This is a genomic window from Paractinoplanes lichenicola (genome assembly GCF_016785085.1).
GTDB classification, from domain to species: domain Bacteria; phylum Actinomycetota; class Actinomycetes; order Mycobacteriales; family Micromonosporaceae; genus Actinoplanes; species Actinoplanes lichenicola.
On record NZ_JAENHO010000014.1, the window covers coordinates 15,683 to 38,957 of the forward strand.

Annotated in this window: 26 protein-coding genes; 11 read left to right on the forward strand and 15 right to left on the reverse strand. The window is 70.7% G+C overall.

Translation table 11 applies throughout. From position 1 onward, the window contains the following. Nucleotides 1-7 precede the first annotated feature (7 nt). Nucleotides 8-880 carry an SDR family oxidoreductase gene (locus tag JKJ07_RS39165; RefSeq protein ID WP_202997078.1) on the forward strand — a complete coding sequence of 291 codons (873 nt, stop codon included), beginning with the start codon at nt 8-10 and terminating at the stop codon, nt 878-880. Here the strand turns inward: JKJ07_RS39165 and JKJ07_RS39170 are convergent. Further along, nucleotides 873-1,484, reverse strand: coding sequence for a DNA-directed RNA polymerase II (locus JKJ07_RS39170; protein ID WP_202997079.1), 612 nt, complete (start codon nt 1,482-1,484; stop codon nt 873-875). The two genes, JKJ07_RS39165 and JKJ07_RS39170, sit on opposite strands and share 8 nt — an antisense overlap. Before the next feature lie 102 nt (nt 1,485-1,586). Between JKJ07_RS39170 and JKJ07_RS39175 the strand changes: the two genes are divergently transcribed. Together JKJ07_RS39175 and JKJ07_RS50625 are read left to right on the forward strand one after the other, a co-directional pair. Next, nucleotides 1,587-2,807 (forward strand): GNAT family N-acetyltransferase, encoded by a 1,221-nt coding sequence (locus tag JKJ07_RS39175; protein ID WP_202997080.1) that lies wholly within the window; start codon nt 1,587-1,589, stop codon nt 2,805-2,807. A gap of 25 nt (nt 2,808-2,832) precedes the next feature. Next, on the forward strand, nt 2,833-3,264 hold the full coding sequence (locus JKJ07_RS50625) for a hypothetical protein (RefSeq protein ID WP_236030670.1): 432 nt from the start codon (nt 2,833-2,835) through the stop codon (nt 3,262-3,264). Here JKJ07_RS50625 and JKJ07_RS39185 read toward each other — a convergent pair. The 4 genes from JKJ07_RS39185 to JKJ07_RS39200 are packed head-to-tail and all read right to left on the reverse strand — an operon-like array spanning nt 3,261 to nt 6,102. Then, nucleotides 3,261-3,737: a ribose-5-phosphate isomerase gene (locus tag JKJ07_RS39185; RefSeq protein WP_202997081.1), complete on the reverse strand. Its 477-nt coding sequence runs from the start codon at nt 3,735-3,737 to the stop codon at nt 3,261-3,263. The two genes, JKJ07_RS50625 and JKJ07_RS39185, sit on opposite strands and share 4 nt — an antisense overlap. Nucleotides 3,738-3,764: 27 nt before the next feature. Continuing rightward, complete coding sequence (locus JKJ07_RS39190; protein ID WP_202997082.1) at nt 3,765-4,679, reverse strand: alpha/beta hydrolase; 915 nt, start codon at nt 4,677-4,679, stop codon at nt 3,765-3,767. Between the two features lie 3 nt (nt 4,680-4,682). Next, nucleotides 4,683-5,879, reverse strand: a complete 1,197-nt coding sequence (locus tag JKJ07_RS39195) for a DUF1015 family protein (RefSeq protein ID WP_202997083.1) — start codon at nt 5,877-5,879, stop codon at nt 4,683-4,685. Nucleotides 5,880-5,889: 10 nt separating this feature from the next. Then, nucleotides 5,890-6,102 carry a hypothetical protein gene (locus tag JKJ07_RS39200; protein ID WP_202997084.1) on the reverse strand — a complete coding sequence of 71 codons (213 nt, stop codon included), beginning with the start codon at nt 6,100-6,102 and terminating at the stop codon, nt 5,890-5,892. 211 nt (nt 6,103-6,313) lie between these two features. Here JKJ07_RS39200 and pepN point away from each other — a divergent pair, with 211 nt between their 5' ends. Further along, nucleotides 6,314-8,875 carry an aminopeptidase N gene (gene pepN / locus JKJ07_RS39205; protein ID WP_202997085.1) on the forward strand — a complete coding sequence of 854 codons (2,562 nt, stop codon included), beginning with the start codon at nt 6,314-6,316 and terminating at the stop codon, nt 8,873-8,875. Between the two features lie 4 nt (nt 8,876-8,879). On the opposite strand, the gene JKJ07_RS39210 is transcribed toward pepN, so the two are convergent. From JKJ07_RS39210 to ctaJ, 3 genes are all read right to left on the reverse strand, one after another. Continuing rightward, nucleotides 8,880-9,452: a Uma2 family endonuclease gene (locus JKJ07_RS39210; protein ID WP_202997086.1), complete on the reverse strand. Its 573-nt coding sequence runs from the start codon at nt 9,450-9,452 to the stop codon at nt 8,880-8,882. A 158-nt stretch (nt 9,453-9,610) separates the two neighbouring features. After that, a complete protein-coding gene (locus JKJ07_RS39215) occupies nt 9,611-9,997 on the reverse strand; it encodes a DUF5130 family protein (RefSeq protein ID WP_202997340.1) in 387 nt (128 codons plus the stop codon). A gap of 64 nt (nt 9,998-10,061) precedes the next feature. Then, nucleotides 10,062-10,346, reverse strand: coding sequence for an aa3-type cytochrome oxidase subunit CtaJ (gene ctaJ, locus JKJ07_RS39220; RefSeq protein ID WP_202997087.1), 285 nt, complete (start codon nt 10,344-10,346; stop codon nt 10,062-10,064). Between the two features lie 201 nt (nt 10,347-10,547). On the opposite strand from ctaJ, the gene JKJ07_RS39225 reads away from it, so the two are divergent. Beyond that, nucleotides 10,548-11,051 (forward strand): hypothetical protein, encoded by a 504-nt coding sequence (locus JKJ07_RS39225; protein ID WP_202997088.1) that lies wholly within the window; start codon nt 10,548-10,550, stop codon nt 11,049-11,051. Between the two features lie 46 nt (nt 11,052-11,097). Further along, nucleotides 11,098-11,886, forward strand: a complete 789-nt coding sequence (locus JKJ07_RS39230) for a class F sortase (protein WP_236030672.1) — start codon at nt 11,098-11,100, stop codon at nt 11,884-11,886. Between the two features lie 28 nt (nt 11,887-11,914). Here the strand turns inward: JKJ07_RS39230 and JKJ07_RS39235 are convergent, their stop codons facing one another. Next, complete coding sequence (locus JKJ07_RS39235) at nt 11,915-12,463, reverse strand: HNH endonuclease (protein WP_202997090.1); 549 nt, start codon at nt 12,461-12,463, stop codon at nt 11,915-11,917. Between the two features lie 216 nt (nt 12,464-12,679). Here JKJ07_RS39235 and JKJ07_RS39240 point away from each other — a divergent pair, with 216 nt between their 5' ends. The 4 genes from JKJ07_RS39240 (at nt 12,680) to JKJ07_RS39255 (ending at nt 17,105) form a co-directional block, all read left to right on the forward strand. After that, nucleotides 12,680-13,747 carry a mechanosensitive ion channel family protein gene (locus JKJ07_RS39240; RefSeq protein WP_498370764.1) on the forward strand — a complete coding sequence of 356 codons (1,068 nt, stop codon included), beginning with the start codon at nt 12,680-12,682 and terminating at the stop codon, nt 13,745-13,747. A 208-nt stretch (nt 13,748-13,955) separates the two neighbouring features. Continuing rightward, the gene (locus JKJ07_RS39245) at nt 13,956-15,326 is read left to right on the forward strand and encodes an MFS transporter (protein WP_202997091.1); all 1,371 of its coding nucleotides are present in this window, start codon (nt 13,956-13,958) and stop codon (nt 15,324-15,326) included. Nucleotides 15,327-15,334: 8 nt separating this feature from the next. Beyond that, nucleotides 15,335-15,760: a globin gene (locus JKJ07_RS39250; RefSeq protein WP_438871474.1), complete on the forward strand. Its 426-nt coding sequence runs from the start codon at nt 15,335-15,337 to the stop codon at nt 15,758-15,760. Between the two features lie 88 nt (nt 15,761-15,848). Continuing rightward, a complete protein-coding gene (locus JKJ07_RS39255) occupies nt 15,849-17,105 on the forward strand; it encodes a delta-60 repeat domain-containing protein (protein WP_202997093.1) in 1,257 nt (418 codons plus the stop codon). Nucleotides 17,106-17,159: 54 nt separating this feature from the next. Here the strand turns inward: JKJ07_RS39255 and JKJ07_RS39260 are convergent, their stop codons facing one another. The 5 genes from JKJ07_RS39260 to JKJ07_RS39280 all read right to left on the reverse strand — a co-directional run bounded on the left by JKJ07_RS39260 (nt 17,160) and on the right by JKJ07_RS39280 (nt 21,293). After that, nucleotides 17,160-17,744, reverse strand: coding sequence for a type III secretion system chaperone family protein (locus JKJ07_RS39260; RefSeq protein WP_202997094.1), 585 nt, complete (start codon nt 17,742-17,744; stop codon nt 17,160-17,162). A gap of 131 nt (nt 17,745-17,875) precedes the next feature. After that, nucleotides 17,876-18,535, reverse strand: coding sequence for a DUF8185 domain-containing protein (locus JKJ07_RS39265; protein ID WP_202997095.1), 660 nt, complete (start codon nt 18,533-18,535; stop codon nt 17,876-17,878). Nucleotides 18,536-18,551: 16 nt separating this feature from the next. Beyond that, entirely contained in the window at nt 18,552-18,992 is a 441-nt protein-coding gene (locus JKJ07_RS39270; protein ID WP_202997096.1) for an acyl-CoA thioesterase, read from the reverse strand. Beyond that, nucleotides 18,985-20,661, reverse strand: a complete 1,677-nt coding sequence (gene ettA, locus JKJ07_RS39275) for an energy-dependent translational throttle protein EttA (RefSeq protein WP_202997097.1) — start codon at nt 20,659-20,661, stop codon at nt 18,985-18,987. Before ettA ends, JKJ07_RS39270 begins: the two co-directional genes overlap by 8 nt. A 134-nt stretch (nt 20,662-20,795) precedes the next feature. Next, the gene (locus JKJ07_RS39280) at nt 20,796-21,293 is read right to left on the reverse strand and encodes a hypothetical protein (protein ID WP_202997098.1); all 498 of its coding nucleotides are present in this window, start codon (nt 21,291-21,293) and stop codon (nt 20,796-20,798) included. Nucleotides 21,294-21,469: 176 nt separating this feature from the next. On the opposite strand from JKJ07_RS39280, the gene JKJ07_RS39285 reads away from it, so the two are divergent. Beyond that, entirely contained in the window at nt 21,470-22,891 is a 1,422-nt protein-coding gene (locus JKJ07_RS39285) for an alpha,alpha-trehalose-phosphate synthase (UDP-forming) (RefSeq protein ID WP_202997099.1), read from the forward strand. Here JKJ07_RS39285 and JKJ07_RS39290 read toward each other — a convergent pair. Further along, the gene (locus JKJ07_RS39290; protein WP_202997100.1) at nt 22,879-23,256 is read right to left on the reverse strand and encodes a VOC family protein; all 378 of its coding nucleotides are present in this window, start codon (nt 23,254-23,256) and stop codon (nt 22,879-22,881) included. The two genes, JKJ07_RS39285 and JKJ07_RS39290, sit on opposite strands and share 13 nt — an antisense overlap. Nucleotides 23,257-23,275 lie beyond the last annotated feature (19 nt).

Sequence of the window (23,275 nt, forward strand, 5' to 3'; positions counted from 1 at the left end):
GAACGTCATGAATCCCAAGAACGAGTATCCCCAGTCACCCCTCGACGGCGGCGAGCAAGGACCGCCGGGGCTCACCGGGGCCATGCCGGACCGCCCCGATCACGGCGAGGACAGCTATCGCGGGTCGGGGCGGCTCAGCGGGCGCCGGGCGATCATCACGGGCGGCGACTCGGGCATCGGGCGGGCGGTGGCCATCGCGTACGCGCGAGAAGGGGCCGACGTGCTGCTCTCGTACCTGCCCGAGGAAGAGGAGGACGCGGCCGACACCGCCCAGCTGATCGAGAAGGCCGGGCAGAAGGCCGTACGCGTGCCGGGCGACATCCGGGACGAGGCGCACTGCAAGGCGATCGTCGAGCGGGCGGTCGCCGAGCTGGGCGGCGTGGACATCCTGGTCAACAACGCCGCGTACCAGATGGCGCAGCCGGGCGGGATCACCGAGATCACGACCGAGCAGTTCGACCGGGTGATGAAGACCAACCTGTACGCGATGTTCTGGCTGAGCCGCGCCGCCGTGCCGCACATGGGAGCGGGCTCGGCGATCATCAACACCGCGTCGATCCAGGCCTACCAGTCGTCGAGCCACCTGCTCGACTACGCCACCACCAAGGGCGGCATCGTCGCCTTCACCAAGGCGCTGGCCGAGGACCTGGCCGATCAGGGCATCCGGGTCAACGCGGTCGCGCCGGGGCCGATCTGGACGCCGCTGATCCCGACGACCATGCCGCCCGCGAAGGTGGAGAAGTTCGGGTCGGACACTCCGCTCGGGCGGCCCGGCCAGCCGGCCGAGCTCGCCTCCGCGTATGTCTACTTCGCGAGCCCGGAGTCGAGCTACACGACCGGTGAGGTGCTGGGCATCACCGGCGGCAAGCCCGTCAGCTGAACAAACCGGTCACCCAGTTGACCGCGTCCATGACCCACTCGGTCTGCTGCAGCCAGGCCAGGCCGACGACGGCCAGGAACAGGGCCGTGACCAGGTGCGAACCGCGAGCGGTGCGCCGGACACGGCCCATCTGGCGCTCCAGCACCAGGTGACCGACGAGCCGGCCCAGGCAGAAGACGCCGACCGCGACCACCAGCGTCACGACCAGCACGACGGTCGGCGTGCCGAACGGGCCGCCGCTGGACAGCGCCCAGATGCCCCAGCAGACGAACGCGAACAGCACCGCGGCGCTGGTCCACTCGCCGCCCAGGCGCAACTCGCTCCACTTCCAGCTCATGCTGGGGTGGTGACCGGTGGGCGCCCCGGCGCCGGGCCAGCCCGTGCCGGTCGGCTCGTGCTCCGCATAAGGCTGGTGGGGCCGCGCGTTCACCTGGGCCCGGCCCTGGCTGAACGGCGCCCGCGGCTCCGGTTCCGGCTGCGCCGGGGTCGCCGGGAAGGGCGCCGTCGGCGGCGGCCCCTGCGTCGGCGTGGTGGGCGCGTCGGCCCACGGGTCCTGCGGTGGCATGTCGAGCGTCCGCTCCGACCACTGCGGTTGCTCAGGCATCGGTTCCCCCTCCGGTCGGCGGTGCGTCCCACCCGCCTCTTCGAGAGTAGCCAGCCTACAAATCGTTCGCTCGTGACGCCCCGTTCCGTTACACAAGTGCCCATGGACGAATCCGTGCGCCTGCGCACCGCCACCGACGACGATTCGCGCGCGATCGCCGACCTGCTGCTCTACGTCTTCCACGAACACGCGACGGACGAGTCGCGCGCCCTCGAACAGCTGATCATCGAGCCCGGCCGCTCGGTCGTGGCCGACGACGCGGGCCTGGTCGTGGGCACCGCCGCGGCTCAGACCCGCGATCTGACCGTGCCCGGCGCGGTCGTGGCGGCCGCCCACGTGACCGGGGTCGGCGTCTCACCGACCCACCGCCGCCGCGGCATCCTGACCGCGATGATGCGCCACCAGCTGACCGAGATCGCCGAGGCCGGGCGCGAGCCGGTGGCCGTGCTGTGGGCCAGCGAGACCGCGATCTACCCCCGCTTCGGCTACGGTCCGGCCGCGAGCCGGCTCCGGTTCGACATCCTCAGCCGTGAGGTGCGGATCACCGCCCCGGCCGCGCCCGCCGGTCGCCTGCGCCTGGTCGAGCCGAAAGCCGCGCAGGCCGACCTGGTCGCCGTGCACGACCGGCTGCGCGTCCATCGGGTCGGCTGGTCGAGCCGCCCCGGCTACTGGTGGGATTACCTGCTGACCGACAACGACGATCACCGCGACGGCGGCACCGAGATGCGCGGCGTGCTCTACGAGACGGCCGACGGCCCGATCGGGTATGCGACGTGGCGGGTCAAGAACGACTGGGACGTGCACGGCCCGGCCGCCGAGGTGCGCGTGCGCGAGGTCGTGGCGAGCGACCCGGGTGTCTACGCCGAGCTGTGGCGCTTTCTGCTCAGCCTCGACCTGGCCCGCAAGGCGTCGTTCCACTACGGCGCGGTCGACGAGCAGCTCCAATTCATGATCGACGAGCCCCGCAAGCTTGGCCGCAGCCTGCAGGACAGCCTCTGGGTGCGCCTGGTCGACCTGCCGGCGGCGCTCGAGGCCCGGCGCTACGCGGGCCCGGTCGACGTGGTGATCGCGGTCACCGACCCGATCATCGAGGCCAACAACGGCCGGTGGCGGCTCACCGGGGGTCCGGACAAAGCCTCCTGCGTACGCACGGAGGACGCCCCCGATTTCGCCTGCTCGATCACCGAGCTCGGCGCGGCCTACCTGGGCGGCACGACCCTGGCCACGCTCGTTGCCGCGGGCCGGGTCGAGCAGTTCACCGACAACCTGCCGTCGACCGCCTTCACCTGGCACCGCCAGCCCAGCGCGATCGAGGTGTTCTGAGCGGGCTCAGGGTAGCGTCGGCGGCATGGGTGAGCCCGAACGCCGACGCCGCCGCCTGCGCCCCTCCTCCGGAAACCCGGCGCCGCCGGTCACCGAGGAACCCTCCTCCGGCTCAGCGGTGACCGAGCCGATCGAGGACCCGGCGGCCGTCGAGACCCCCGTCCCGACGGCACCCGTCTCACCGGCTCCGCCTGCTGCTCCGACCGAGCGGGTCGTGCGGCCGCCTCGCAACGGGGGCAGCCGCCGCCCGCCGTCGGGCAACGGCGACGACCGCGAGGCCGAACGCGGCCTGCGCGGCCTGGTCGGCTCGGGGTCCTCCCAGGTCAGCGTCGGCGCCGCGCTACGCGCCCGCGACGCCGCCCGCCCCACGGATCAGGACCTGGCCGACGCCGACACCAACCTCACGATCGTCCGCCGCAACTGGGTCCCCCGCGAAGAGCTGCCCCGCAACCGCTAGTTCTCGGGCAGGGCCGGAAGCTCGGGGCGGCCGGCCTCGTATTCGGCGAGCTGGCCGATGCGGCGGGCGTGGCGCGGGTTGCCCGAGAACGGGGTGGCCAGGAACGTCTCGACGAACGCCGTGGCCTCGTCGAGGGTGTGCTCGCGGGCGCCGATGCTGATGACGTTGGCGTCGTTGTGCTGGCGGGCCAGCTGGGCGATCTCGGTGCGCCAGACCAGCGCGGCCCGGACCCCGTCGATCTTGTTGGCGGCGATCTGCTCGCCGTTGCCGGAACCGCCGATCACGATGCCCAGGGAGCCCGCGTCGGCGACGACCTTGGCCCCGGTGTGCAGGCAGAACGCCGGGTAGTCGTCCTCGGGGTCGTAGACGTGCGGTCCCACGTCGACAACGTCGTGCCCCTGCTTGATCAGGTGGTTGACGAGGTGCATCTTCAGCTCGTAACCGGCGTGGTCGGAACCCAGGTAGACGCGCATGGACTCACTCTCTCAGAAATGCCGACGTTAGAAGGTCAAGGCCGCGCGCAGGTAGGCCGCGACCTGGTCGGTGGCCACCCGCGCGTCGTCGATCGCCGCGAGCTTGCGGGCGAAACCATGATTCACGCCCATGTAGCGGGTGTGCACGACGGGGACCCCGGCCGCGGTCAGCGCGTCGGCGTAGTCGGCGCCCTCGTCGCGCAGGGCGTCGTACTCCGCCGTGATGATCAGGGTGGGTGGCAGGCCGGCCAGGTCTTCGGCGGCCAGCGGGGCCACGTCGGGCGTGAAGCGGGTCATCGGGTCGGGCACGTACGTCTCCCAGGCCAGCTTCATCGAGGCCCGGTCCAGCCCGTACGAGCCGACCTCGTCGAACGACTCCGAGGCGGTCATCGGGTCGATCGCGGGGTAGATCAGCACCTGGAGGTCGAGCGGGGTGGCCGCGTCGCGCTGCCGGCGGGCCGCCACCGTGGCCAGCTGGCCGCCCGCGCTGTCGCCGCCGATGGCCAGCCGGGACGGGTCGGCCCCGAGCTCGGCGGCGCCGGCCTTCCGCACGTACGCCAAGACCGCCTCGACGTCCTGCAGGGCGGCCGGGAACGGATGCTCGGGGGCCAGCCGGTAGCCGACGGAGAGCACCGCGCAGCCGGACCGGTCGGCGACCCGGCGGCAGAACCGGTCGACGGTCTCGATGCTGCCGTAGCACCAGCCGCCGCCGTGCAGATAGACGAACAGGGGCGCGTCGACCCGGGCCGCGTAGAGCCGGGCCGGGACTCCCCCGGCGTCGACGTCGACCACCACGGGCAGCGGCAGCGCCGGGCCGCACTCGGCCTCGTTGGAGTCCTCCATCGCCTGCCGGAGGAACTGCAGCACCTCGTACGGCTCGGTGAGGGTGGCCGGCGGCCGGGCCCGGAGCCCGGCCGCCGCGGTGACCTGAGGGTTGAGCATCGCTCAGTCGAGCTGGGCGAGGACGAGACCGCCACGAGCCTTGGGGGTGAACCAAGTGCTCTTGCGAGGCAGTTTCTGCCGCTCGAGGTTGACCCGGACGAAGTCGTCCACGGTCACGGGCGCGACGAGCACGGCCAGCTCGGACCGCCCGGCCTCGACCTCGCCGCGCAGCCACTCGGCCGGATAGTCGCCGCCCACGTAGTTGATCCGCTTGTCGCCCGGGTCGAGGCCCAGCACGTCACGCAGCAGGACCCGCTCGACCAGCGCGTGGTCGAGGTTGTCGACGTCGGGCAGGGTCACGTTGACCGGCAGCCCGACCGTGAACGACCGGCCTGCGGCAAACAACTCGATGGTGCCCTTGGCCGGGATCTGCGCCGGGCGGGGCACCTCGGTGACCGTGGCGCCGGCCGCGCGCAGCCGGGCCAGCATCTCTTCGACGCTCACCGGCAGCTCGCTGACCAGCCGGTTGTAGGGCTGGATGGCGACCGAGGCGGGCGTGGTGACGACGGCCAGGAAGCGGGGCAGCCCGGCGGTCTGCGCGGCCAGGCTGCGGTGGTTGCCGTCGGCCACGACCAGCTCGCCCCCGCCGGCCAGCGCGGTCAGCTCGGTCTGGAGCGGGCCGGGGCCGAGGGCCCAGATGGCGTGGGTGCGGCCGGTCTGGTCGGTGTCGGTGGCCGCGGGCGGGCCCGCCTGCTCGGTGGCGGCGGCCAGCGCCGCGTGCAGCTGCTCGCCCCCGGTGGTCTGCAGCAGCAGGACCGGCGACAGCAGCGTCGCCACGGCCTCGGCCAGGGCCACCCGCTCGCGAACCTTCTCGAGGAAGACGTCCTCGTTGCGGATCACCAGGCCGGGCTCGTCGGCGCTGGTGGAGATCTGATCGGTGTCGACCATGCTCCAGAGCCCGTACGCCGCGGGTTCGCCGGGCGCGGTGATGCGATAGAGCACGACCACCTCGTCGGCCGGGGTGTAGAACCCCTCGGCCCGGTCGAGGGCCAGCCGGGCGACCGCGTCGGGCAGCGCCTGCGGGAAGGACTTGCCCAGGGAGTCGGGAGCCAGGTGCGGCATCTCGATCGCGAGCGAACTATGCGGATTGTCGGCGATGATTGACGTGATTTCGGCGTCGTCGGCGAATTCGTCGTAGTTCTGGGCGCCGGTGCCACCCGTGGTGACCCAGGCCCGGCTGATCGGATGCACGACCGTCATGGGGTCGAAACTACCGGGCGGCCCGGACGTGCTTGCCGACGGGCATGTTGCCGCGTGACCTGGCCTGCTGTCCCCGGCGCCAGCTCCCGACGGGGCGCTCGACCGGGACGGCCTGAACCGTCACCGGCGGCGCGACCAGGGCCGCCAGGTCGGCCGGCAGGTTCGTCCAGTCGCCGCGGTGCACCGCGATGCTGGAATGGGCGACGGCGTCGGAGTCCGCCATCTTCGCCTCCGCGTGGGATGAGGTGTGCATCACCTCATCCAACGAGATGACGCGGAGCGGGGTACCGCTTTCGCCGGTGACACCGCATGTTGAGTCACAAATGGGACCGACATGCTGTCCGGTCGGTAGCAGCTCGACTCCGGGTGAGGTGTGACACCGGACAGACGCCTAGGCTGGCGAGGAAAGCTTGTGCGCTCAGAGGAGAGTGACTGTGGCCGGAGTTCGTAATTTGACCCAGGTGGAGGCGGCCGAGCGGGCGCGCCTGCTGGATGTCACCGGGTACGACATCACCTTGGATCTGACCGACGGCCACGGCAATCCCGGCGACGGCACCTTCCGCTCCACCACGGTTGTGACGTTCACCTGTCGTGAGCCCGGTGCGGAGACCTTCATCGAGACCGCCGCCGCCTCGGTGCGGTCGGCCACGCTGAACGGCGAGGCGATCGACCTCGGCGGGTTCTCGGCCGAGAAGGGCCTGACCCTGACCGGGCTGGCCGCCGAGAACGAGCTGGTGGTGGACGCCGACTTCGCCTACTCGGCGAGCGGGCAGGGCCTGCAGCGCAGCCCCGACCCGGTCGACAAGGAGGTCTACCTCTACAGTCAGTTCGAGACGGCCGACGCCCAGCGGGTGTACTCCTGCTTCGACCAGCCCGATCTCAAGAGCGTCTACACCTGGCACGCGACCGTTCCGAAGCACTGGAAGGTCATCTCGAACATGCCGGTCGACCGCGACGAGCCCGCGGGCCCCGGCGCCAAGACCGTGCACTTCCAGACCTCGGCCCGGATGAGCACCTACATCACCGCGCTCTGCGCCGGGCCGTACCACGAGGTGCGCGACGAGCACGACGGCATCTCGCTGGGCGTCTTCTGCCGCGCGTCGATGGCGCAGTATCTCGACCCGGACGACCTGTTCCTGGTCACCAAGCAGGGCTTCGACTTCTTCCACGAGCAGTTCGGCGTGCGCTACCCGCTGCCCAAGTACGACCAGCTGTGGGTGCCCGACTTCAACGCCGGCGCGATGGAGAACTTCGGCTGCGTGACGCACGCCGAGGCGCACTACATCTACCGCTCGCAGGTCACCGACTTCGAGTACGAGCAGCGCGCGAACACGATCCTGCACGAGATGGCGCACATGTGGTTCGGCGACCTCGTGACGATGCGCTGGTGGAACGACCTGTGGCTGAACGAGTCGTTCGCCGAGTGGGCCAGCCACTGGTGCAACACGCACGCCACGCGCTTCACCGACGCCTGGACGACCTTCCTCTCCGTACGCAAGAGCTGGGGTTACCGCCAGGACCAGCTGTCGTCGACGCACCCGGTCTACACCGAGATGCCCGACCTCGAGGCCGTGGAGGTCAACTTCGACGGCATCACGTACGCCAAGGGCGCCAGCGTGATCAAGCAGCTGGTCGCGTACGTGGGCCTCGACTCGTTCCTGACCGGCCTGCGGGCGTATTTCGGCAAGCACGCCTGGGGCAACGCCACCTTCGACGACCTGCTCACCGAGCTGGAGACCGCGTCCGGCCGCGAGCTGCGCAAGTTCGCCGCCCAGTGGCTCGAGACGGCCCAGGTCAACACGCTGCGCCCGCTGGTCGAGATCGGCTCCGACGGCACGTACGGGAAGGTGGTCGTGCAGCAGGAGGCGCCGGCCGGCTATCCGACGCTGCGCACCCACCGCATCGGGGTCGGCCTCTACGACCTCGAGGGCGACCGGCTGGTGCGGCGCGACCTGCTCGAGATCGACGTCACCGGCGAGCGCACCGAGATCACCGAGCTGGCCGGCGTCAAGGCGGCCGACGTGCTGCTGCTCAACGACGACGACCTCTCGTACGCGAAGCTGCGGCTGGACGAGCGCTCGATGGCCACGGTCGTGCGGCACATCGACGGGCTCGACTCGTCGCTGTCGCGCGCGCTGTGCTGGAACGCCGCGTGGGACATGCTGCGCGACGCCGAGCTGGCCGCCCGCGACTACGTGACGCTGGTCTGCTCGGGCCTGCCCGCCGAGACCGACATCAACCTCACCACCTGGACGGCCCGGCAGGCGTCCACGGCCGTCGCGCAGTACGCCGACCCGGCCTGGCAGGCCACCGGCTGGGCCCAGCTGGCCGAGCTGGCCCGCACCTCGCTGGCCGCGGCCGAGCCCGGCAGCGGGTGGCAGCTCACCTGGGCCCGCTCGTTCGTCGGCGCCGCCCGCACGCCGGAGGAGCAGGCCGTGCTGCGCGGCTGGCTCGACGGCGAGGGCGTGCCCGAGGGCCTGGTCGTCGACACCGAGCTGCGCTGGTCGCTGCTGCAGGCGCTGGCGTCGCTGGACGCGGCGACCGACGAGCAGATCGAGGACGAGCTCAACTCGGACCGGACGGCCAGCGGCGAGCGGGAGGCGGCGATCGCCCGCGCGCTGATCCCGACGCCGGAGAACAAGGCCCGCGTGTGGGCCGACCTGACCGGCGAGAAGGACGTGCCCAACTGGCTCAACCGGTCGCTGCTGAGCGGCTTCCAGAGCGCCAGGCGGCCCGACCTGACCGCGCCCTACGCCGAGAAGTTCTTCGACGTGGTGGCCGACGTGTGGGCCCGCTCGGACAGCGAGCCCGCGCAGGAGTTCGCGATGATGGGCTACCCGGTTTATCAGATCAGCGAGCAGACGGTCGCGCAGACCGACGCCTGGCTGGCCCGGGAGGGCAACCCGCCCTCGCTGCGCCGGCTGGTCGCCGAGGGCCGCGACGGCGTCGTGCGGGCCCTGAAGGCGCGCGCGAAAGACACGGCCGCCGGGAAGTAACCGATCAGATCCACGCCGCCGGGGCGACCCGGACGGGATAGGGGGCGTCGAGCTTGACCGGCTCGGCGCCCTCGATGCTGTGCACGGCCCGATAGCGGGCGGCGCCCAGCTCGTACGTGCGCAGCATCGGGCTCGTGCGGCCCGGCTCGACCCGCCAGAAGGCCCCGATGCCGGCCTCGGCGTACAGGGAGGGTTTGAGCAGACGGTCGAAGCGCCGGGTGGCCGTGGTCTCGACCTCGACCACGAGGGCCACGTCCTCCGGGTCGCACCAGATCGCCCCCGACGAGCGCGGCCGCAGCACCGTCACGTCGGGCACCAGGTTGCTGTCGCCGATCTCGACGCCCAGGCGGTCGCAGACCCACCAGCCGGGCGGGGCCGCGGCGCGCAGGGTGGCCACGACCGCGCGGACGATCGCCTCGTGCGACTCGGGCTCGGGCGGCGCGACGTGCAGGCTGCCGTCGACGATCTCGTAGCGGTGGCCGTCCTGCGGGAACAGATGCAGGTCGGGCTCCGTCCAGCGGCCGTCCGGCGCCGTCCACCGTTGCGGATGCTCGGTAATCGAAGCCGGGCTCGTCATCGTCACACCTCCACGGCCACCACGCACCGTCGCGCGGAGTAACGAGATTACCTACACCCCGTTGTTACCGCCGGGTTTCGGCCCGGAAGATTCTCTTTGTGCACGACAAGAGCCCCCGTCCCACCAGCGGCGGGGCGAGGGCTCTGTCCTAGATCTGACTATGAGCGGCCGGCGTGACTGGCCAGCTGGTCGAGACCGGCGACCACGCCGCCGGCCAGATCGCCGCCCGCGAACGCGGCCGCCATCGACAGGCCGGCCAGCTTCGCATCCCGGTCGGAGATGCGCTTGCGCGCCTCGTTGCCGGTGACGATCTCGAGCTTGCGCTGGTTGGGCGAGACCGCGATGAGCACGGCCTCGGCGGCGCCGTCGATCTGCCGGTGCAGCCGCTCCGCGTACTCCCGGGCCGGCGTCTCGAACTCGCCGATGAAGACGCTGAACGTCAGGCCGGTCTCGGTGTTCGCGATGCGCAGCGCGTGGTCGAGCCGCAGCAGCTGCCGGGTCGTGAAGGGACCGTCGGCGGCGCTGGGCCCGTGGTGGGCCACGATGCTGTCGCCGCCGGGGTGCTCGAGCTCGGTCAGGGGCTGGTCGTGCCCACCCTGCCGGGCCAGGTCACCAGCTGTCACTTGCGCCTCCTGTGGAACCGGGCTTGACCCGGGCGCCGCTGCTGTCCTCCAGCACGGGACCGCCGGTCAGGGCCGGGCGCCCGGTGGCGCCGACGACCTGCTCCGGCGCGGCCAGGAACCAGATCGGCCGGAAGTCGTAGGGACGACCGGGCCGGTATCGACGATCAGGCTGCTTCGCGTCGCGCGTGCCCGCGAGGGACAGCGCGGCGATCAACCCGATCACGGCAGCCGGAATGATCACGTAGACCAGAACGGTGATTGAAATCGACAACCTCAACGCCCCCAGGCGTCTGTATTCCCAGTTGATCCGAACATCTGTCACGGTAGCGGAGCGCTGGTCGTCCCGGAGCGTCGGGTGTCGAACCGGGTTCTCACGCCGTCGGGATCTACGCGGAATCGGCCCCGGGGTGCGAAAATCACCCTCACGCGCCGTTCGTGCCCACGCGTCCACGGGCGGCAGGAGGGGGAACCGATGCGCCTGCCCGTCCCCGCCGCCCTGGCGGCGCTCGTTCTGGGCCTACCTGTCCTGTTCGTCCCAGTCCTCGTGGCCCGGCCCGCGGCAGCCGCCCGCGCGGCCATCTTCCTCGAACTGAGCCCGAGCACGGTCCCGGCCGGCGACGAGGTCGGGCTGCGGGCCTCCTGTGACGACAATCTCAAGGCGGCCACGGTCACCTCGGGGCTGTTCGGCTCGGTCACGGTGGCCCCGCGATACGGGTTCCTGACCGCGACGGCGCGGGTGCCCGGCACCACCCGCCCGGGCGACTACCGGGTCGATCTGAGCTGTCCCGACGGCTCGACGGCGACGGCCACCCTGCACGTGGTGGCCAAGGTGCAACCGGCCCGCGGCCCGGCCACGGGCGGCGGCGGCACGGCTCCCGGGCGCCAGGCCCCCCTGCTGATCGGCGGTGGCCTGGCCATCGTCGCGGCGGCCATCGGACTGGGCGCGGTCTCGCTGCGCCGGCGGCGGCTCGGCTGAGGCGCGGATGGCCCGCCCACAGTCACCCCGAGCGTCCGGGCCTCGCATGCCCGAGTCGGTGCTGCGCAAGCGGCCGGCCCAGATCGTCGCGCCCCCGCCCGGTGTCATCACCGGCCCGCTGCCCGCCCCGCGGTCGGCTCCCGGGCGTCACCCCTTCCGCACCCCCAGCCCGGGGCCCCGGCCCAAGACGCCGCCCCGGCCGATGCGCGGCCGCAAGCCGTGGCCGATCGGGCTGATCGCGCTGGCCCTGCTCTTCCTCGGCCTGTTCGTGGTCGCCATGGGCATCGGCGCGGCCACCAACATCGACCTGACCAGCATCTTCAGCAGCTCGGCGAAGAACACCCCGCCGCCGCGGGCCTTCCCGGTGCTCGACCCGAGCCGCCCCGAGCGGCTGAGCATCCCGGCGATCAACGTGCAGGCGCCGATCCTCGAGGTGGGCCGGGCCGCGGACGGCTCGGTCGACGTGCCGCCCCTGAAACGGCACAACGAGGCGGGCTGGTTCGACGGCGGGCCGACACCGGGCCAGTTCGGGCCGGCCCTGATCGTCGGGCACGCGGACACCCGTACGGGCCCCTCGGTCTTCAACCGGCTGCCCAAGCTCAAGCCGGGGCAGCGCATCGAGGTGGCCCGGGCCGACAACTCGGTCGCGGTGTTCGAGGTGAACTCGGTCGAGCACTTCGACAAGGGCAAGCTGCCGGTGCAGCGCGTCTACAGCGACTACAGCCGGCCCTCGCTGCGACTGATCACCTGCGGCGGGCGCTGGGTCGGGGGCAGCACGGGCTACTCCGACAACATCGTCGTCTTCGCCTCGCTGGTCTCGGCCAAGAACACCTGACCGCTGAGCCTGCTAAAAGGTCCAATAATTACGCCGCCTCGGCTGTGACAGCCGGGGCGGCGGGAAGGTCGAGCCAGTCGGCCCAACGGGGGTCGGGCGTGCGGTGTCCCAGCACGCGCCAGGCCACCCCACGGGGCGCCGCTGGTATCTGGTGGAGCCGCCAGCCCAGCTCGGCCGGTGTCTTGTCGCCCTTGCTGTGATTGCACTTGGCGCAGGCGGCGACGACGTTGTCCCAGGCGTGCAGGCCGCCCCGGCTGCGCGGGAAGACGTGGTCGATGGTCTCGGCCGAGCCGCGGCAGTAGGCGCAGCGGCCGCCGTCGCGGGCGAAGATCGCGCGGCGGGAGAGGCCGACATGTGTGCGATACGGCACCTTCACGTATCGGGTCAGGCGCACCACGGACGGGACCGGGAGATTGGTGTGCACGCTGTGCAGGATGCCGTCACCGTCGGAGACGCACTCTGCCTTGGCCGTCAGGACGAGGATGGTCGCTCGACGCACCGATACGACGCACAGCGGCTCGTAGGTGGCGTTCAGAACCAACGCGGATGAGCCCACTATGGGTCGTATGTCAGGCATCGCGATCACCCTTCGGTGTAGGTGCTAGTCACCGCTCCTATTGAATCCGCAGACGAGTAACGAGGCGCCGGCGACGATGCCTCGTGCGCCAATAGTCCCTGATGGATGACCAAATTGCGAGCACAATCCGTGGCCGGACGGTAAACGTCTGAGGTCACAGCGCTGTGCGGTGGCTGAGAGGCGGCCCAGGTTCGCCCGGTACGGTGGCTCCCCGTGTTGTTGCTAGCCCCCAATCCCGACCCGGCCCCCTCGACCGACATCTACGTCACGCCCGACGTCACCGCGAACTGCGACACCGACGTCCTGTGCAAGCAGGTGCTGGACTGGACCGGCAACCAGTGGCTCGCGAACAGCAGCTACGTGATCATCGTGAAGCCGTTGCGGATCATCGGCATCATCCTGATCGCGCTGCTGATCCGCTGGCTGATCCACCGGGCGATCGACCGCCTGACCACCAGCACCAGCCGCGCCTCGATGCCCGCGCTGCTGAAACCGCTCAAGGAACGGGTCTCGGCGAACGCCGAGGAGGGCCAGTTCATCCCGGAGCGCCGGCGGCAGCGGGCCGAGGCGATCGGTTCGGTGCTGCGCAGCTTCGTCAGCGCGGTGGTCTTCACGATGGCGGCGCTGCTCGTCTTCGGCGAGCTCGGCTTCAACCTGGGCCCGCTGCTGGCCAGCGCCGGCATCGTCGGCGTGGCCCTCGGCTTCGGCGCCCAGAGCCTGGTCAAGGACTTGATAGCCGGTCTGTTCATGCTGCTCGAGGACCAGTACGGCGTGGGTGACACGGTGGACGTGGGCGAGGCGACCGGCGTCGTCGAGACGGTCGGCCTGCGCATCACCCAGATCCGCGACGCGCGCGGCGTGCTCTGGTACATCAGGAACGGCGAGATCATCCGGGTCGGCAACAAGAGCCAGGGCTGGGCCATGGTTGTGATCGACATCCCGATCGGCTTCGTCAACTCCGAGGAGGCGATCGCCGTGCTGCGCGAAGCCGCCGACGCCGTGGCCAACCAGTCCGAGCACCAGACCGAGTTCCTCGAGCCGCCGGACGTGGTCGGTGTCGAGCAGCTGACCGTGGACGGCGCGGTGATCCGGACGATCGCCAAGACCACCGCCGACGGCCAGTTCGCGGTGCAGCGGGACCTGCGGCGGGCCCTGACCGAGTCGCTCGAGACCTCCGGGCTGTCCGAGCGCATCGCCGTCTCTCGATTGATGCCGCGCGGCGCGGTACCGCCGGCTTTCTTTCAGAATTCCGGGAGTGACCAGCAGCCGGGCGGGGCGACCTGAGCTGGGATTAGTCCTTCCGGGTGATGCCGGGGCCGACCGAATGGCCGACAAATCGCCCGTACGCACTAGCATCCACTCGGACGATCGGGCAGAATCCGCTTGAGCATCTGCACTTGCGGCATCACGTTCCTTTCGGGCACCGACCTCGCGCCGGGAGTGCCCGGTGACCGCCCCGATCCGGCGGAACGCCGAGAACGATGGAGGGCTGGTGTCCGAGGACCCGGACGCGCGAAGGGCCGGTCGGCACCGCGCGACTACGGAGGGCGAACGCCTGGTCACTTTTCGTGACCTGTTCGCCATCCGTGAATACCGGGCGCTCTACATCTCGCTGGTCGCCAACTGGGTCGGCGACTATCTGGCCCGCGCCGCCATCACCGTCCTCGTCTACGAGCAGAGCAAGTCGGTTCTGCTCTCGGCGGCGGCGTTCGCGGTCAGCTTCCTGCCCTGGGTCATCGGCGGCACGCTGCTCTCGGCGCTGGCCGAGCGCTATCCGTACCGTCGCGTGCTCCTCACGGCGGACATCTATCGCATGGTGCTCATCGCCCTGCTGCTGATCCCGCACGTGCCGATCCCGGTCATGCTGCTGATCGTCTTCCTGGCCAGCCTGGGCACGCCGCCGACGCAGGCGGCCCGCTCGGCGCTCCAGCCGCTCGTGGTGGGCCGCGACAAGCTGCCGATCGCGGTCGCCACGAACGCGACCAGCGTGCAAGCGGCCCAGGTGTTCGGCTACCTCGCCGGCGCGGCCCTGGCCACCGCGATCAACCCGCAGGTGGCGCTGGTCATCGACGTGATCACGTTCGCCCTGTCGGCCGCCCTGATCGCCCTCTTCCTGCAGCCCCGGCCGGCCGCGTACGCCCGCTCGCCCCGCAGCCACCTGCTGCGCGAGTCGGTCGAGGGGTTCCGGCTGGTGTTCGGCGTGCCGACGCTGCGCGCCATTGCGATCATGGTGTTCGTCCTGACGATGTTCGCCATCGTGCCCGAGGGCCTGGCCGCCGCGTGGGCCGCCGAGGGCGGCGATCCGGCCGACCGCGGCATCAACCAGGGCATGATCATGGCCGCGGGCCCGATCGGCTTCGTGATCGGCGGCCTGCTGATCAACCGGCTCGCCCGGCCCGCCCTGCGCGACCGGCTGGTGCGGCCGCTCGCCGTGCTCTCGGCCTTGGCGCTGGTGCCGGCCCTGGCCGCGCCGCCCGCGCCGGTCGTGGCCGTGCTGGTGGCCCTCTCCGGCATCGCCCAGGGCGGGGTGATGCCCACCCTCAACGGCAAGTTCGTGCTGATCCTGCCGCACGGATACCGCGCCCGGGCGTACGGCGTGATGCAGACCGGCCTGCAGTTCAGTCAGTTCGGGGCCGTGATGGTGACCGGCCTGCTGGCCGACCGCTTCTGGCTGCCGATGGTGGTCGGGCTGTGGAGCGTGGGCGGCACGATCGCGCTGGGGCTGCTGGCCCGCCGGTGGCCGCGGCCCGCCGCCTTCGCCGCCGCCGTCCAGGCCGCCGAGTCCGGCGCCGCGGCGCCACCGCCACCGGCCCCGCTTCGGCCCACCGTGGCGACGACCAGCGTCACACCCGAGGTGCCCTGACCGCGGCGGTGGTCACGCCTCGCGGCTGGCAGGATGGACGGGTGACTGCACCTGCCAGCTTCTTCGATGCCATCGGCGGCGAGCCCACGTTCCGGCGCCTGGTCGACCGCTTCTACGAGGGTGTCGCCGGTGATCCGCTGCTCAAGCCGATGTATCCCGAGGAGGATCTCGGCCCGGCGGCCGAACGGCTGACGCTCTTCCTCATGCAGTACTGGGGCGGCCCGAACACGTATTCGGCGACCCGCGGCCACCCCCGGCTGCGGATGCGGCACGCGCCGTTCCGGGTCGACGTGGCCGCGCGTGACGCGTGGCTCAAGCACATGCGCGACGCCGTCGACTCGCTGGAGCTGCCCCAGACGCAGCACGACGAGCTGTGGAACTACCTGGAGCGGGCGGCGTACTTCATGGTCAACCACATGGACGAGCACGGCTGATCGTTCCCCCGCGCAGGGCTAGGTCGTTGATTCGGTGACAAACTCGCTGATCACCTGAAATTTCGGGTATTACGACCAGGAGATCGCCATGCGCCGCCGCCTGATCGCCGCCGCCACTGTCGTTGCCGCCGCCGTAGCGTGCGCGCACCCCGCCGCGGCCGACATGGCCCACTCCACGCTGGTGTCGACCAACCCGGTCGACTACACGCCGCACGTCATGGACGGAACGGTCTGGTCGATGGCCGTGGTCGGTGACACCGTGGTCGTCGGCGGGGCCTTCACCAAGGTCACCGACAGCACCCGCCGGACGACCTTCGCCCGCAAGAACCTGTTCGCGTTCGACCTGCACGACGGGGCCATTCGCACCTTCGCCCCGCAGGTCGACGGCGCGGTCTACGCCCTCTCGGCCGGCCCCGACGGCACGGTCTACGCCGGCGGCGCCTTCAAGACCGTCAACGGCACCGCCCAGCGCGGCCTGACCAAGCTCACGCTGGGCGGCCAGCGGGTCAGCTCCTTCGGGGCCCGGATCGGCTGGGGTGACGTGCGGGCGCTGCAGGCCCGCGGTTCCCGCCTGTACGCGGCAGGGACGTTCCAGGCGATCAACGGGGTCAACCGGAGCGGACTGGCCCGCCTGAACGCCGACACCGGCACGGTCGACACCGGCTTCGACGCCCGGCTGAGCGCCCCCGGCCTGAGCCGGACCCGGGTCGAGCACTTCGACATCTCGCCCGACGGCCGCAAGCTGATCGCGGTCGGCGCGCTGCTGCGGGCCAGCGGATACGACCGTACGCAGATCGCCATGTTCGACGTCGGGGGGCCGTCGGCCGAGCTGACGAGCTGGTACACCGACGCCTACAAGCCACAGTGCATGAAGGGCTTCGACACCTATCTGCGCCAGGTGAAGTTCTCGCCCGACGGGTCGTACTTCGTGGTCGCGGCGACCGGGCGCGCGTCCTCCCCCGACCGGCTGTGCGACTCGGCGGCGCGCTTCGAGGTGGGTGGCTCCGGCCGGCACAACCCGACCTGGGTGCAGCGCACCGGCGGCGACTCGCTGTACGCGCTCGCGGTGACCGGGTCGGCCGTCTATCTCGGCGGGCACCAGCGCTACTTCGACAACCCGTACGGCACCGACGCCAAGGGGCCGGGGCCGGGGGCTGTCTCGCGGCCGGGCATCGGGGCGGTCAGCTCGTCGACGGGACGGGCCCTCTCGTGGAACCCGACCCGCAAGCGCGGCGTGGGGGTGCGGGTCTTCGTCGCCCTCCCGCAGGGCCTGCTGGTCGGCTCGGACACCGACGAGCTGGGCAGGGAGTTCCACGGCCGCGTCGGTCTCTTCCCGATGCGCTGAGCCGGGCAAAGACAAAGGCCCTCGGCGCATCGCGCCGGGGCCTTTGTCTTTCGGTCAGAGCAGAGCGCCCTCGTCGTGGAGCCAGTCGACGAAGCTGGTGGCTACTGCGGCACCGCAGTCGAGCAGTTCTACCAGGAGGGCGTCGTGGCAGCCGGCGGCCAGGGGGACCTGGAGCTCGGCGTAGATCGGGAGCTGGCCTCGCTCGGTCGGGTCGCCCACGTAGGCCTTGCAGAAGCGGCGGGTGTGGTTCCACTCGTTGACCACGCGGTAGGCCCGGTCGGCCCAGTCGGGCGGGACCGTGGCGTGCGGGCGGGCGCGCATCACGAGGATCTCGTCGTCCGGCCCCTCGAGGGTGAACAGCACCGCGTGCCGCTCCCACATGGCCAGCAGGCTGCCCCCGCCGTCGGCGAGAAAACGGATGTCGAGCAGATCGAGCGCCTTGCCGATGCGCGTGAGCGTCACCGGAGCGACAACCTCGGGCTCCTCGGTCGCGGACTTCTCGACCGGGACCGGAAGCCGGCTCGGCTCACGTTGCGCCGGGACTCCGACACGCACCGTGCCGCTCCGAACCGTCGAATCCTCGTCGGTCTCCGGCGCGCTGCCCGCGGCCGAACCCGGACGCCATGACCACCACGGCATCTTTGTGCACCTCACTCCCCAGCGAACCCACCGCCGGACGTAGCGAGTGGATCCGAGGGCCGACGGTACCCGTACCGGTCGCGGAGGTCATCCCCCCAACCGGAGGGCGGGACCGGTCGTCCGAGTGGGCATCACCCTTTCGGGTGACTACCTATAGGCATAACGGTCAATTTCTTGACCGTCTGTAGCCACGCCACTCCATATGGTGCGGAAAGTCCCACCCAATTCCCCGCCACCCGAATCCGGGTATCCGGAGCCTCAGTCTCCCCCGGGCCGAGGAATCCCATCCGGGAGATCGCCTGAACGAGTCGCTGTGATACCTCGACCGGGCGGCCCCCGGCCGGGGTCGCCACCAGCGCGACGTGGTCGAGCAGGGCGTCGCGCACGGCCCGCTGGCCGACCGCGCGACCGGCGAGGCCACCGGAGGAGACCTCACGCAGCGTGCCCGCCGCAGCGTCGGCCAGCCGGCTCAGCTCGGCCCCTGACACCGACTCGACCGTCTCGCCGCCGGGCGGGGGCAGCGGCCAGCGCCACTGGGCGTCGCGCCGGGCCGGCAGCTCGTCGCCGCCCCGGGCCAGCACCGAGAGCAACTCGCCGGCCGAGACCGTGGCGTCGCCGGGGCCGTGCCCGGCCACCTCGCGGGTGACCAGCACCTCCCACGGCAGCCGGCCCCAGAGCGCGACCCGGCCGCCGGTGGTGCGCAGGCGTACGGGGGCGGTGGGGTCCAACCGGGTCAGCCGGGCCAGGAACGCGCCCGCGTCGGGCACGCCGGCCAGGCCGTGGGAAATCATGACCGACCGCGCGACGTCATGGGGCCACCTCGAGATAGGGCCGCAGGAAGTCGCGCTCGGCCTCGCTGAGCCGCCGCGGGTGCCCGTTGGCCAGGTTGTAGGGCACGCAGACCGAACGGGCCCGGCTGGCCAGCACGCCGTCGTCGTACAGCTCGTACGAGACCGTGAACGCGGCCGCGCGCTGCTCGGAGATCCACATCTCGACCCGTACGCGCGGCGACTCCGTCGCCCCAGAAGGCTCAGTGCCGTAATCAACCGGACGTAAGTAGTCGATCTCGTGGCGGGCGATGACGATGCCCTCCTCGAACGACCCCAGGCCGTGCTGGCGGGCGCCGACGAAGAACATGGCGACGCGCGCCTCCTCGTACAGGGTGAGGAAGCGCGCGTTATTGACGTGCCCGTACGCATCCATGTCGGACCAACGCAGGGCTACGTCATGCACGAATCTTTTAGTCACGCGTGAGCTTGCGGTAGGTCACGCGGTGCGGACGGGCGGCCTCGGCGCCGAGCCGGTCGATCTTGTTCTTCTCGTACGCCTCGAAGTTGCCCTCGAACCAGAACCACTTGTCGGGGTCCTCGTCGGTGCCCTCCCACGCGAGCATGTGAGTGGCGACCCGGTCGAGGAACATCCGGTCGTGGGAGATGACCACGGCGCAGCCCGGGAACTCGAGCAGCGCGTTCTCCAGGCTGCCCAGGGTCTCGACGTCGAGGTCGTTGGTCGGCTCGTCGAGCAGGATCACGTTGCCGCCGATCTTCAGCGTCAGCGCGAGGTTGAGCCGGTTGCGCTCGCCGCCGGAGAGCACCTTGACCGGCTTCTGCTGGTCGGGTCCCTTGAAGCCGAACGCCGCCACGTACGCCCGGGACGGCATCTCGACCTTGCCGACCATCAGGTGGTCGAGACCGTCGGAGACGACCTCCCACACCGTCTGGTCGCCCATCAGGCCCTCGCGGCTCTGGTCCACGTACGACAGCTGGACCGTCTCGCCGACCCGCACCGTGCCGTCATCCGGCTGCTCGAGCCCGACGATGGTCTTGAACAGCGTGGTCTTGCCGACGCCGTTCGGGCCGATGATGCCGACGATGCCGTTGCGCGGCAGCGAGAACGACAGGTGGTCGATCAGCGTACGGCCGTCGAAGCCCTTGGTCAGATCCTTGGTCTCGATGACCGTGTTGCCCAGGCGCGGGCCCGGCGGGATCTGGATCTCCTCGAAGTCGAGCTTGCGGGTCTTCTCGGCCTCGCTGGCCATCTCCTCGTAGCGGTCGAGGCGGGCCTTGCTCTTGGTCTGGCGGGCCTTCGCGTTGGACCGCACCCACTCGAGCTCCTCGGTGAGGCGCCGCTTGAGCTTGGCGTCCTTGCGACCCTCGACCGCCAGGCGCTGGGCCTTCTTGTCGAGATAGGTCGAGTAGTTGCCCTCGTACGGGTAGGTGCGCCCGCGGTCGAGCTCGAGGATCCAGTTGGCCACGTTGTCCAGGAAGTACCGGTCGTGGGTGATGGCGATGACGGTGCCCGCGTACTTGGCGAGGTGCTGCTCCAGCCAGTGCACGCTCTCGGCGTCCAGGTGGTTGGTGGGCTCGTCGAGCAGCAGCAGGTCGGGCGCCTCGAGCAGCAGCTTGCAGAGCGCGACGCGGCGGCGCTCACCACCGGAGAGCTGGGTGACGTCGGCGTCCGGGGGCGGGCAGCGCAGCGCGTCCATCGCCAGCTCGAGCTGGGAGTCGAGATCCCAGGCGTTGACGTTGTCGAGCTCCTCTTGGAGCTTGCCCATCTCTTCCATGAGCTCGTCGGTGTAGTCGGTCGCCATCTCCTCGGCGATCTTGTTGAACCGCTCGAGCTTCGCCTTGGTCTCGGCGACGGCCTCCTCGATGTTGCCGAGGACGGTCTTCTCCTCGTTGAGAGGGGGCTCCTGAGCGAGCATGCCGACGGTGTAGCCGGGCATCAGCCGGGCCTCGCCGTTGCTCAGCGTCTCGACGCCGGCCATGACCTTGAGCAGGGTGGACTTACCGGCGCCGTTCGGGCCGACGACGCCGATCTTGGCGCCCGGCAGGAAGTTCAGCGTCACGTTGTCGAGCACGACCTTGTCGCCGTGCGCCTTGCGCGCCTTTTCCAGGACGTAGATGAACTGGGCCACGGTGCGCCCTACCTCCGTGATCGATGAATTCAAGCTGAATGGTGCCGGATGAGTCGCAGAATGCAGACGCAATCTTTCCAGGTCGCTCGCCGGCCGCTTTCAACAACCCCGGCCGGGCCCGCCGGATTCCCCCGTCACTTGATGACGCGGGCCTTGTCGCGCTGCGTCTCCTTGCCGCTGGCGAAGGTCACGGTCAACCGGGACGAGGAGACCTCGATGACGTTCCCGTTGGCCGCCGTGACCTTGTAGCTGTCCTTCCCGACCTCTTCCACCTCCGGCAGGAACAGGCCGTTCTTGCCCTGCTCGAGGTCCTGGTCGACGTTCGTCCAGCCCTGGTAGAACAGCCGCCCCTGAACATCGGTGCAGATCCAGATCGTGCTGTTGGTCCGGTCGACGTGCACCTTGAGCACCTGCCAGAGATCGTTGTGGAAGTTCTCCTGCTTGGCCATGTCGCGCGCTGCCTGCAGACAGAACGGGCCGGGCGGCGTGAACGGGGGCCTGGACGACGTGGTCTGCTCGGTGCTCGGGAGCGCTCCCCCGCCGCTCGCGCGCTCGGTGCCCCGCTGCTGCTCGGCAAGGATGTAGCCGCCCGCCATGGCGATGATCGTCAAGAAAACCGTGGCAATGACCACAGGAAAGAAGATCGGCCGCCGGGGCGGGGAAAGATCAGCAGACGGTGTCACGCGCCCAGAATGGCACCCGGCCGCCACCGAGGTCCATCGGCGGCGGCAGACACTGGGCACGCCCCGTGCTGCTACGCACAGTAGGCTCACAGGGGGGACAGAAACGACCCGGAGGTGCACTCAGCGTGGCCGAACGAAGTTCCTTCGTCGTAGTCGCCAACCGTCTGCCCGTCGATGAGGTAACGACCCCGGACGGGGAGCGTCAGTGGCGCACGAGTCCGGGTGGCCTGGTCACAGCGCTGCACCCGGTGCTCACCGAGCACGGTGGCACCTGGATCGGGTGGGCCGGTGGCACCGGTGAGGCGCCCGACCCGTTCGAGCTGGAGGGCATCCGGATCCACCCGGTGCCGTTGAGCGCCGAGGAGCTGGAGCGCTATTACGAGGGCCAGTCCAACGCGACCATCTGGCCGCTCTATCACGACGCCGTCGAGACCCCGGTTTACAAGCGGCGCTGGCGTGAGACGTATCGCCTGGTCAACCAGCGTTTCGCCGAGGCCGCGGCCAAGGTCGCCGACGACGGCGCGACCGTCTGGGTGCAGGATTACCAGCTCCAGCTGGTGCCGGCCATGCTGCGCGAGCTCCGGCCCGACCTCAAGATCGGGTTCTTCCTGCACATCCCGTTCCCGCCCATCGAGCTGTTCATGCAGATGCCCTTCCGGGCCGAGGTGCTGCGCGGCCTGCTCGGCTCCGACCTGGTCGGCTTCCAGCAGCGGCTCGCGGCGCAGAACTTCGTCCGGCTGGCCCGGCACCTGCTCGGCCTGCGCTACGAGGGCCAGTCGATCCAGGTCGACGGGCGCAAGGTCAAGGCGGGCGCGTTCCCGATCAGCATCGACACCAAGGAGATGGAGCGCCTCGCGGCCGACCCCAAGGTGCAGGCCCGGGCCAAGGAGATCCGGGCCGAGCTGGGCGACCCCAAGACGATCATCCTGGGCGTCGACCGGCTCGACTACACCAAGGGCATCGAGCTGCGGCTCAAGGCGTTCCGCGAGCTGCTGGCCGACGGCAAGCTCAAGGTCGGCGACGCGGTGATGGTGCAGGTGGCGACCCCGAGCCGCGAGCGCGTCGAGCACTATCAGACGCTGCGGGTCAAGGTCGAGCGCGAGGTCGGGCGGATCAACGGCGAGTTCGGCCGGGTCGGCGTGCCGGCCGTGCACTACCTGCACCAGTCGTACAGCAAGCAGGAGCTGGCGGCGATGTACGTGGCGGCCGACGTGATGATGGTGACGCCCCTGCGCGACGGCATGAACCTGGTCGCCAAGGAATACGTCGCCTGCCGCGCCGACACGGGCGGGGCGCTGGTGCTCAGCGAGTTCGCGGGCGCGGCGACCGAGCTGCGGCAGTCGTTCCTGTGCAACCCGCACGACCCCGACGGCGTGAAGGACGCGCTGCTGCGGGCGGTCGGGACGGAGCCGGCCGAGCTGAAGCGGCGGATGCGCGTGATGCAGCGGCACCTGCGCACGCACGACGTGGCCCAGTGGGCCCAAACGTTCCTGGAGGCGCTCGAGGTGGCCGCCGAGGGCCGCGAACCGGCGCCTCAGTCGACGTAAAGACAGAAGGGATGGCCGTCCGGGTCGAGGAAGACCCGGACGTTCTCCTGGGGCTGGAAGTCGGCGAGGGTGGCGCCGGCCCTGGTCGCGTGCGCGCACGCCGACTCCAGATCCTCGACCCGGATGTCGAGGTGCATGGCCATCTGGGGCGCCCCCACGCGGGCCGGCCAGACGGGACGCGTGTAGAGCTTCTCGGTCTGGAACGACAACCCGGCGCCGCCGCCCGGAGCGGCCAGCACGACCCAGTCGTCTTCCTCCTGAGTCGCCGACCAGCCCAGCAGGCGTTGGTAGAAAGCGGCCAGCTCGCGCGCGTCGGGCGCGTCCAGCACCGTTGCTGTCAGCGTTATCTGAGGCCGTTCGTCCATGCCGAACGACCTACCCAGA